Source organism: Hallella absiana (genome assembly GCF_025457485.1).
GTDB classification, from domain to species: domain Bacteria; phylum Bacteroidota; class Bacteroidia; order Bacteroidales; family Bacteroidaceae; genus Prevotella; species Prevotella absiana.
Genome location: NZ_JAMXSP010000052.1, coordinates 1 through 9394, shown reverse-complemented (window position 1 = coordinate 9394; position 9394 = coordinate 1). Strand labels below are relative to the sequence as shown.

General features: G+C 51.4%; 11 protein-coding genes and 1 tRNA gene. 10 read left to right on the top strand and 2 right to left on the bottom strand.

Annotation, left to right across the window (positions count from 1 at the left end; all coding sequences use genetic code 11):
• Positions 1 to 536: 536 nt before the first annotated feature.
• From NG346_RS13900 to NG346_RS13875, 6 genes are all read left to right on the top strand, one after another.
• On the top strand, positions 537 to 2054 hold the full coding sequence (locus tag NG346_RS13900; protein WP_262281254.1) for a Y-family DNA polymerase: 1518 nt from the start codon (positions 537 to 539) through the stop codon (positions 2052 to 2054).
• Positions 2055 to 2259: 205 nt separating this feature from the next.
• Positions 2260 to 3597, top strand: coding sequence for an ATP-binding protein (locus tag NG346_RS13895; RefSeq protein WP_262281253.1), 1338 nt, complete (start codon positions 2260 to 2262; stop codon positions 3595 to 3597).
• A gap of 104 nt (positions 3598 to 3701) precedes the next feature.
• Complete coding sequence (locus NG346_RS13890; RefSeq protein ID WP_262281252.1) at positions 3702 to 4169, top strand: GNAT family N-acetyltransferase; 468 nt, start codon at positions 3702 to 3704, stop codon at positions 4167 to 4169.
• Between the two features lie 7 nt (positions 4170 to 4176).
• Positions 4177 to 4371, top strand: a complete 195-nt coding sequence (locus tag NG346_RS13885) for a YjbQ family protein (RefSeq protein ID WP_262281251.1) — start codon at positions 4177 to 4179, stop codon at positions 4369 to 4371.
• A gap of 5 nt (positions 4372 to 4376) precedes the next feature.
• Complete coding sequence (locus NG346_RS13880) at positions 4377 to 4505, top strand: hypothetical protein (RefSeq protein ID WP_262281250.1); 129 nt, start codon at positions 4377 to 4379, stop codon at positions 4503 to 4505.
• Positions 4506 to 4883, top strand: a complete 378-nt coding sequence (locus NG346_RS13875; RefSeq protein ID WP_262281249.1) for a hypothetical protein — start codon at positions 4506 to 4508, stop codon at positions 4881 to 4883.
• A gap of 51 nt (positions 4884 to 4934) precedes the next feature.
• Here NG346_RS13875 and NG346_RS13870 read toward each other — a convergent pair.
• Together NG346_RS13870 and NG346_RS13865 are read right to left on the bottom strand one after the other, a co-directional pair.
• Positions 4935 to 5007: transfer RNA gene (locus NG346_RS13870), tRNA-Arg, on the bottom strand.
• A gap of 9 nt (positions 5008 to 5016) precedes the next feature.
• Positions 5017 to 5661 carry a vWA domain-containing protein gene (locus NG346_RS13865; protein WP_262281248.1) on the bottom strand — a complete coding sequence of 215 codons (645 nt, stop codon included), beginning with the start codon at positions 5659 to 5661 and terminating at the stop codon, positions 5017 to 5019.
• 841 nt (positions 5662 to 6502) lie between these two features.
• On the opposite strand from NG346_RS13865, the gene NG346_RS13860 reads away from it, so the two are divergent.
• The 4 genes from NG346_RS13860 to NG346_RS13845 are packed head-to-tail and all read left to right on the top strand — an operon-like array spanning position 6503 to position 9271.
• Positions 6503 to 6901: an A1S_2505 family phage non-structural protein gene (locus tag NG346_RS13860; RefSeq protein WP_262281255.1), complete on the top strand. Its 399-nt coding sequence runs from the start codon at positions 6503 to 6505 to the stop codon at positions 6899 to 6901.
• Positions 6902 to 6912: 11 nt separating this feature from the next.
• On the top strand, positions 6913 to 8430 hold the full coding sequence (locus NG346_RS13855) for a Y-family DNA polymerase (RefSeq protein ID WP_262288882.1): 1518 nt from the start codon (positions 6913 to 6915) through the stop codon (positions 8428 to 8430).
• 30 nt (positions 8431 to 8460) lie between these two features.
• Complete coding sequence (locus NG346_RS13850; protein WP_262281256.1) at positions 8461 to 8682, top strand: hypothetical protein; 222 nt, start codon at positions 8461 to 8463, stop codon at positions 8680 to 8682.
• Between the two features lies 1 nt (position 8683).
• Complete coding sequence (locus NG346_RS13845) at positions 8684 to 9271, top strand: LysE family translocator (RefSeq protein ID WP_262281246.1); 588 nt, start codon at positions 8684 to 8686, stop codon at positions 9269 to 9271.
• Positions 9272 to 9394 lie beyond the last annotated feature (123 nt).

Genomic DNA, 9394 nt, shown 5'->3' with positions numbered 1-9394 from the left:
TGTTTATTTTTGCAACACTAAGATAAGTGAATTCTTCGACATGGCAAAATCCTGGGCAACTTTTTGTTGCTCAGGTACTTAAAAAGTTATATTTGTAATAGTGTTGCGGAATTAAGGATCACCTACAAATTTCATTGGATTTCACTTATGAACTAATGTTAGTATTAACCGCATGCACGACTATTAGTTTTAACACGAGTTCGATTATTAGTATTTACATGGCAAAGTTACAACTTTTTTTCTTTTTGCAGCAATATAAATTGGAAGAATTATGAGTAAATTTGCTTTGAATGCTTAAAAGCCTTCCTCACTTCCTATAAAACTCCTGTATCTCGGCAATCATATCCTTCACCTCCGTCTTGTCGGTCACTGCTTCCTCCGGACGCGAGGTATAGACCAGTCCGTACTGATTGCACTTCTATGTTGAACTTGCCTATCCTATTCTTTGCCTTTTTTTTATAAAAAGGCTTCATGGTTTATGCCAATCAAATTTTATTTTGTATTTTTGCTAAGAAATATAGATAACGCATCCACCATTGACCGACAAGAACAGGACCTACGTGGCCATCGACCTGAAGAGTTTCTACAGTTCGGTGGAGTGTGTCGCCAGGGGACTCGACCCGCTGACGATCAACCTTGTCGTGGCTGACGTGAGCCGCACGGAGAAGACCATCTGCCTGGCCGTGTCGCCATCGATGAAGGCCTACGGACTGGGTGGACGCGCCAGGCTCTTCGAGGTGGTGGAGAAGATGAGGAAGGTGAACTATGAGCGGCGCAAGGCCATCGGATTCAAGCCGTTCACGGGAAAGTCGTATCTCGCCAAGGAACTGCTGGAGCACCCCGACTGGGAGGCTGACTACATCGCTGCCACGCCGCGGATGGCGGAGTACATCAGGGTGAGCAGTGAGATCTACGGCATCTACCTCAGATATATCGCGCCGGAGGACATCCACGTCTACTCCATCGACGAGATCTTTGCCGACGTGACCGACTATCTGCAATCCTACAAGATGACGGCGCACGAGCTGGCGATGACGATGATCCGCGATGTGCTGCGTACGACGGGCATCACCGCCACGGCGGGTATCGGCACGAACCTCTATCTCTGCAAGGTGGCGATGGACGTGGTGGCGAAGCATATCCCGGCAGACAAGGACGGGGTGCGCATTGCCGAGCTCGACGAGATGAGCTATCGCCGGAAGTTGTGGGACCATCAGCCGATGACCGACTTCTGGCGCTTCGGACGCGGCATCGTGGCAAGGCTCAACGGCATCGGCATCGAGACAATGGGACAGTTGGCGAGAATGTCGGTCAACAACGAGGAACAGCTCTACCGGATGTTCGGCGTCAACGCGGAACTCATCATCGACCATGCCTGGGGATGGGAGCCGGTGACAATGGACTATATCAAGGCGTACAGGCCGGAGACCAACTCCCTGGGCAGCGGTCAGGTGCTGCAAAGTGCGTATACGGCGGAGAAAGGCCGTGTGGTGGCGCGTGAGATGGCGGATGCGCTGTCGCTCGACCTGGTTGACAAGCATCTCGTGGGCGACCAGATCGTGCTCACGGTGGGCTACGACCGCGAGAGCCTTACCAATCCCACTATCCGAGCGCAATATCACGGGGAGGTCAGTACCGACTGGTATGGCCGCAGTGTGCCGAAGCACGCTCATGGCACGCAGACATTGGACCACCCCACGTCTTCCTCGCAGCAGATCATCCGTGCCGTCACCGAGCTCTACGACCGCATTGTCAACCCGGTCTTGCTCATCCGTCGGCTGAACATCACCGTCAACCACGTCATCAGTGAGGACGAGGCACGGCGACAACGGCAACACACGCCCGTACAGCTCGACCTCTTCACCGACTATGAGGCGGAGGCACGGGAACAGAAGGAGGAGCGGAACGCGGCTGCCAAGGAGCGGCGGCTGCAGGAGGCGGCACTGAAGATCAAGAAAGAGTTTGGCAAGAACGCCCTGCTGCGCGGACTTAACTACGCTGAGGGGGCGACGCAGAAGGAACGGAACAACCAGATAGGAGGACACAAAGCATAAGGAAAAAGTACCAAGGTGGTACTAAGTCGCTTGGAAAAGAGGCATGGCATGAAGAAAAGTCGCTTAAAAAAATGGAATAGATGAAGAAAAGTCGCTTGGAAAAGTGGATTTACTCTTTGCTAATTGAAGGGAAATACTTAACTTTGCACTGACAACCGCAGAAAAATGTAGCTATCTGCATTTTTCCGCACTTAATAATGTAGATATGGAGATTGAAAGGGACATCATCAAAGCCTTCAAGACATGGAAAGAGGAGAACGGACGGAAGCCGATATTGCTCAAGGGTGCCCGGCAGATTGGCAAAACTTGGGCGATGGAAACGTTTGGCCGGGAATGCTTTAAGTATTGTGCCAAGTTTGATTTTGACAGACAACCCGAACTGAAATCTGTGTTTCAAATATCAAAGTCTCCCCAAAGAATACTCAAGGAACTTGCGCTTTATACAGATGTTCCTATCATTGCCGGTAAAACGCTGATTATATTCGATGAGATACAAGAATGTGAGGAAGCACTCAACAGTTTGAAGTACTTCTACGAGGATGCGCCTGAGTATCATGTCATCGCAGCTGGAAGCCTATTAGGAGTGGCGGTACGGAGACGTAGTATGACTGTCCCCGTGGGCAAGGTGCGCATCATGCGGATGTATCCTATAACATTCCGTGAGTTTCTTAGAGCGTCCGACCGGAAGACTTATGACTTCGTAGATGATTTGCAAGGAATCCAGCACTTGCCGGAAATTATCTTCAACAAACTGAAAACGGAATACCGGCGCTATTTGGTGTGCGGAGGCATGCCGGAGGCTGTCATCAGTCTGCTTGGCAACCGAGGTATGGCAACGGTAGAGAACGTATTGCAGGACATACTTGAGCTTTATGAACTTGACTTTGCCAAATATGCTGAGTCCAAGGATATTCCCCGCATCCATGCGCTATGGCACTCGCTACCAGCTCAGTTGGCTAAGGAGAACCGCAAGTTTGTTTACAAAGTGGTGAAGCCGGGCGCACGATCCAAAGACTATGAGGACGCCCTCATGTGGCTTGAGGATGCAGGAATGATATATCGGATATTCAACATCACCAAGCCAGGTCTCCCTCTTTCTGCATACGAAGACATTAGTGCCTTCAAAGTGTACGCCTGTGATTGTGGCTTGTTGCGCCGGCTGGCCCATTTGCCGGCTCAGGTAATGCTCGATTACAACGCCAACTATACGGAGTTTAAGGGCAGCATGGCGGAGAATGCCATACTGCAATCGTTGATGCCAATGCTCAATGGAGACATTCCTCACTATTGGTCGCCTGACAGCAGGGCGGAAATAGAATTTGTACTGCAACATGAGGCAGACATCATCCCCCTGGAGGTAAAAGCCGAAAATTGCGTGAGCGGGCGAAGCCTCTCGGTGTATAATGAACGTTTTCATCCCCGTTTGAGAATCCGTTTCTCATTTCTTAACTTGCAATATAATGAGGGCTTGCTGAGTTGTCCTTCCCCCTTGGCCGACTGGAGTTTCAAGTTTATGGATAAATTGCAACAAGAATTAAGATGAATCGGCAACCATGAGATACCTATCCATGAGCTCAGCGGCTTCGACCATGGTGGTGCCGGATGGCCGGGAAGAATACTAATGATGCAGTATATCACTAAGGACAAGTGAAAAATTATAGAATACGATGGACTGACGGCCACGACAGGGAGTTTGAGGAGTTCCACGCTATAACTGAGAACTTCTACAACCAGCTTGTCGGTGGTCCCCAGAACAGGCAGTCGTTTGTTCCGGGCAACCAGTCGAAGGACGTTAAATATGCGATGATAGTCTATTCGAAAGATGATGTCCCTGTGGCATGCTCCGGTTTGAAGGAACATGGCAACGGCGATGTAGAGATAAAACGTGTATGGGTGCAGCCGCCCTTCCGCGGTCATCACCTTGCGACATTCATGATGCGTGAACTTGAAAGTTTCGCTCGTGAACACGGATACAAGCGGACGGTGCTTATGACACGTGAAAGGATGGGCTATGCAATCAAGTTGTATGAAGGTCTGGGATATAAACGCATTGAGAACTATCCGCCATACCAGCACATGGATGACTCGGTTTGTTATAGTAAAGATTTAAGATAAAATTCTGATGATACAGCAAGTAGCATTTAAGTTGAAGCCACAGTCCCGTGGCTTCCATCTGATTACGGATGAGGTGCTCCGGCACCTGCCACAGTTGCCGAAGAAAGGACGGCTCAATCTTGGCACCTGGCAGGGCATCTACCTTTGCGAGTTCCGCAACGGCGGTGGCAACAGACATATTGTAGCAACAATTTTAGAGTAAACATTATGACACAGGAAGAAATAATGAAGCTTGTTACAAGCAAGGACGGATTCATAGGCCGTCCGCTGACCGTAAAGGAAGAGATATGCATCACCCGTGTCATCATGGAGTGGTTGAGAAGAAATGACCAGTAAATGAGCTATAACGAGACGATAGACAACTACCTCTATGATGAGGAGAACGAGTATACACAAGCCAACGATCTCTGGGAAGACTTCTTTATGGAGAAGCAGGACGAGATAGACGAACGGCCATGGATTCAGGCGGATGCCCTGGTCCGTCGCAATGAGTTGAACAAGCAGGTTGGCGACATGCTTGACAGGGTTTTGCCGGAAGAAGAGCGTGAACTACTGCGCCTTTATTTCGGCATTGGTCGCCGTCGGCATTCCATGGAAGAACTCATCGCACTCTTTGACAGCGAGCGCAAAGTGAATGCTCTTCTACAGTCAGCTATGGAGAGGTTGCGCTATTCCGACGAGATACTTACTATCTACAAGTATCTACACAGATAGTTCGGTGTCTCTGCCAAAAATATTGTGACATTAGCGATCACAACCTGTCAGTGATTCCGGCAAGACTCGAACTTGCATCCTTCTGCTCCGGAGGCAGACGCTCTATCCATTGAGCTACGGAACCATCAGACAGCTATTTTTTTCTACTTTTTGTTTCGTCTTCATCGAAGTAACTTCCCATTGATATCGGTATGTCGAAAGCCATGCACTCGTTGTAGCGGACACGGGAGCGACACTCACGGGCGAACATTCTTTCCGTTCCAGCCTCGTCTTCCTTGAACTCCAAGTGATTATCGATCGCCATCGCACCTGCCATGCCCTCCACGTCGAGGTTGTCGGTGCCGATGAGTGTGAAAGTCCAGTTCAACTTCTTCAGTTTTCCGATGAGTGTCTTGATCATCTTGAGGTTATACTCCTCCGAGCAGTTCTCCTCGCCATCGGTGATAATGGTCACCAGCACATGGTCGTCAGCCGTTGTCTGGGCGTTGAGCTTGCTGATACCCATGCCGATAGCGTCGTAGAGCGGTGTGGCACCACCGGGGCGGTACTCCTTGTTTGTGAGTTTGTGCGTGGCCCTTGCGGGCACATTGTCGAAGACGTAACGCTTGTGCGAGCTGTCAAAGGTGATGAGCGTCACGCGCTGCTCCATGTCCTTATGAAGCCCTTGCATCTTCTTCACTGTCTCTATTGTCTCGTTGAGTCCCATGAGGGCTTGCTTCTCGATGACACACATGCTGCCGCTCTCGTCGACAATAATCAGATTGAATACTCGTTTCATAGTTTTTCTCCTTATTATTTTTGTTTTTAAACTTAATTTTCCGAGCTCGTTTATCTTTTAAAAGAATAAAGGCATGGAAAAATTAAGTGCCGAGCAATTTTTTTATTAATTTTGTAGCAAGATGGCGAAAGAGCAAAATAAGAAAACCACTGTCGGGCTGACCGACGAAGAGATTATCGAAGGATTGCGAAACCGTGACCCACAGATCACCCGTGACTATTTCTACGGCGTCTGCCGCATCGCTTACCACATCTATAATAAGCACTATGGGCTGGAGTGGAAGATGGGACTCGACTTCTATAGCATTGCCCATGAGTATTACCTCTCCCTTGACAAACACAACTTCCGCCAATTAGAGGACCGCAAGCCCGGCATGACACTGAAGACATGGATGATCAACGGCTTCCGCTTCGTGCTGCTCGACCGCCTGAAGGACTACAACAAGGAGCAGTGCTTGCAGAGCTTCGAGGAGCGGATGGAGAAGGCCAGCCTGCGTTTCGACGTCCCCGACAACAACTTCTCTGAGGACTTCCGCAACACAGTCTATGAGATTTGCCACAGTGTGATAGGCCGCGACCACCGATCGTCCATCATCCTTCAGATGATGCTCATTGAGGGTTTCAAAGGTAAGGAGGTGGCCGCACAGTTGGGCATCACTCCTTCCGCCGTGACACAGAAATACCACCGGCTGATGGAGGAGGTTGTCATCCCCTATTTCAAACATTACTATGTGGCACCGACCTGTGAAGCCGAGTCAGAAATTATGTACGATAAAGAGTTCGACACAAAGATGTCTATCTCTGCAAGTCCGCTGCCGTTTTCAAACCAAATACCACCAACTATGGAGAAAGATTATTCCAACCGCACCACACCCGACTACATCACCTCACTCAAGCCCAACGAGATTTTCGTCTTCGGCAGCAACCTCGCCGGGATGCACGGAGGCGGTGCCGCACGCATGGCACGACTCTACTTCGGTGCTGTCCTTGGCAATGGCGACGGCCCGCAGGGGCAGAGCTACGCTATCCCCACCATGCAGGGCGACGTGGAGACCATCCAACCCTATGTGGATAAGTTTATCAGCTATGCCAAGGCGCATCCAGAACAGACGTTCCTCGTCACCCCGATAGGCTGTGGCATCGCCGGATTCACTCCCGACGACATCGCCCCACTGTTTGAGAAGGCTGTTGATGTGGAGAATATCCATCTGCCGCAGAGCTTTTGGGAGGAATTAGTTTAACCGACGGAGCTTTGAACGGCAAGAACAGGACCTACGTTGCCATCGACCTGAAGAGCTTCTACAGTTCGGTGGAGTGTGTCGCCAGGGGACTCGACCCGCTGACGACCAACCTTGTCGTGGCTGACGTGAGCCGCACGGAGAAGACCATCTGCCTGGCGGTGTCGCCCTCGATGAAGGCCTACGGACTGGGTGGGCGCGCAAGGCTCTTCGAGGTCGTGGAGAAGATGCGGGAGGTGAACTATGAGCGGCGTAAGGCCATCGGATTCAGACCGTTCACGGGGAAGTCGTATCTCGCCAAGGAACTGCTGGAGCACCCCGACTGGGAGGCTGACTACATCGCCGCCACGCCGCGGATGGCGGAGTACATCAGGGTGAGCAGTGAGATCTACGGCATCTACCTCAAATATATCGCGCCGGAGGACATCCACGTCTACTCCATCGACGAGATTTTTGCCGACGTGACCGACTATCTGCAATCCTACAAGATGACGGCGCATGAACTGGCGATGACGATGATCCGCGATGTGCTGCGCACGACGGGCATCACTGCCACGGCGGGCATCGGCACGAACCTCTATCTCTGCAAGGTGGCGATGGATGTGGTGGCGAAGCATATCCCGGCAGACAAGGACGGGGTGCGCATTGCCGAGCTCGACGAGATGAGCTATCGCCGGAAGTTGTGGGACCATCGGCCCATGACCGACTTCTGGCGCTTCGGACGCGGCATCGTGGCAAGGCTCAACGGCATCGGCATCGAGACAATGGGACAGTTGGCGAGGATGTCGGTGAACAACGAGGAGCTGCTCTACCGGATGTTCGGTGTCAACGCCGAGCTCATCATCGACCACGCCTGGGGCTGGGAACCAGTGACGATGGACTACATCAAGGCGTACAGGCCGGAGACCAACTCGCTGGGCAGCGGTCAGGTGCTGCAAAGTGCGTATACGGCGGAGAAAGGCCGTGTGGTGGCGCGCGAGATGGCGGACGCACTGTCGCTCGACCTGGTTGACAAGCATCTCGTGGGCGACCAGATCGTGCTCACGGTGGGCTACGACCGCGAGAGTCTCACCAACTCCGCTATCCGAGCGCAATATCACGGGGAGGTTAGTACCGACTGGTATGGTCGCAGTGTGCCGAAGCACGCCCACGGCACATTGTCATTGGGCCGCCCCACGTCTTCCTCGCAGCAGATCATCCATGCCGTCACCGAGCTCTACGACCGCATTGTCAACCCGGTCTTGCTCATCCGGCGGCTGAACATCACCGTCAACCACGTCATCAGTGAGGACGAGGCACGGCGGCAACGGCAAAACTCGCCCGTGCAGCTCGACCTCTTCACCGACTATGAGGCGGAAGAACGGGAAGAGAAGGAAGAACGGAACGCGGCTGCCAAGGAGCGGCGGTTGCAGGAGGCGGCACTGAAGATCAAAAAGGAGTTTGGCAAGAACGCCCTGCTGCGCGGACTGAACTACGCAGAGGGTGCGACACAGAAAGAACGCAACAATCAGATAGGAGGACACAAAGCGTAGGCCAAGTAATAATTAAAAGGTAAAAAGTAAATGGACAACTACGACGACATCATCAATCTTCCGCACCACGTCTCACAGCGGCATCCCCGGATGAGCATGTACAACCGCGCCGCCCAGTTCTCTCCATTCGCTGCCCTCACCGGCTACGAAAAAGCCATTGAGGAAGCACGGAAGAAGCAGGAAGCGGAGGTGAAGAGGAGGAATACGCCGGTGGAAGACGAGTCTTTGTCAGACATTAGAAAAATATATTGATATGCCCATCACATTACTCCCTTCTCTTCTGTTGGCAATCATCCTTGTGGGTTTTACGCCAGGACCCGCCAATCTCTTCTCGCTCCATTGTTCAATGAAGAATGGAACGAAGAAGGCGATGACGATGTGGTTCGGACTACTTACTGGCTTTACCATTGCCGCAACATTAGGAGCTTTTGTAACCCACCTCGTCGGAGCGATGATGGATAAATATGTGGTATGGCTCAAAGATGTTGGTTGCGCCTACATACTTTATTTGGCATGGCAAATCTACCGCAGCAAAGGCGAAGCGAAAGCAAGTGACCATACTTGTACATTTCTCTCGGGAATGGTCGTACAACTCACCAACGCGAAAATTATCATCTTTGACCTCATGGCATACACAACATTCGTGCTGCCCTATTCGAACAAGTTATCCGACCTGCTGATTATGACGGCATTGCTTGAGATAGCCGGTCCAGGTGCCAATCTCGTCTATCTCTTAGCCGGTGCCGGACTGCATGATTTCTACGACCGATACCCCAAGCAGACAAACACAGTCATGGCAATTCTTTTGTCTGCCTGCGCAATATACATACTGCTGAATTGACGAAAAAACAGGCCCAAGGGGGATTGTCCGTGGCGGACGGATGCCGCTGCCTAACCAAAGAACTTGATATGATAGCGTGCTAAAACTATTTTTTTTGCTTACCTTTGCGGTCATGGAACAAGA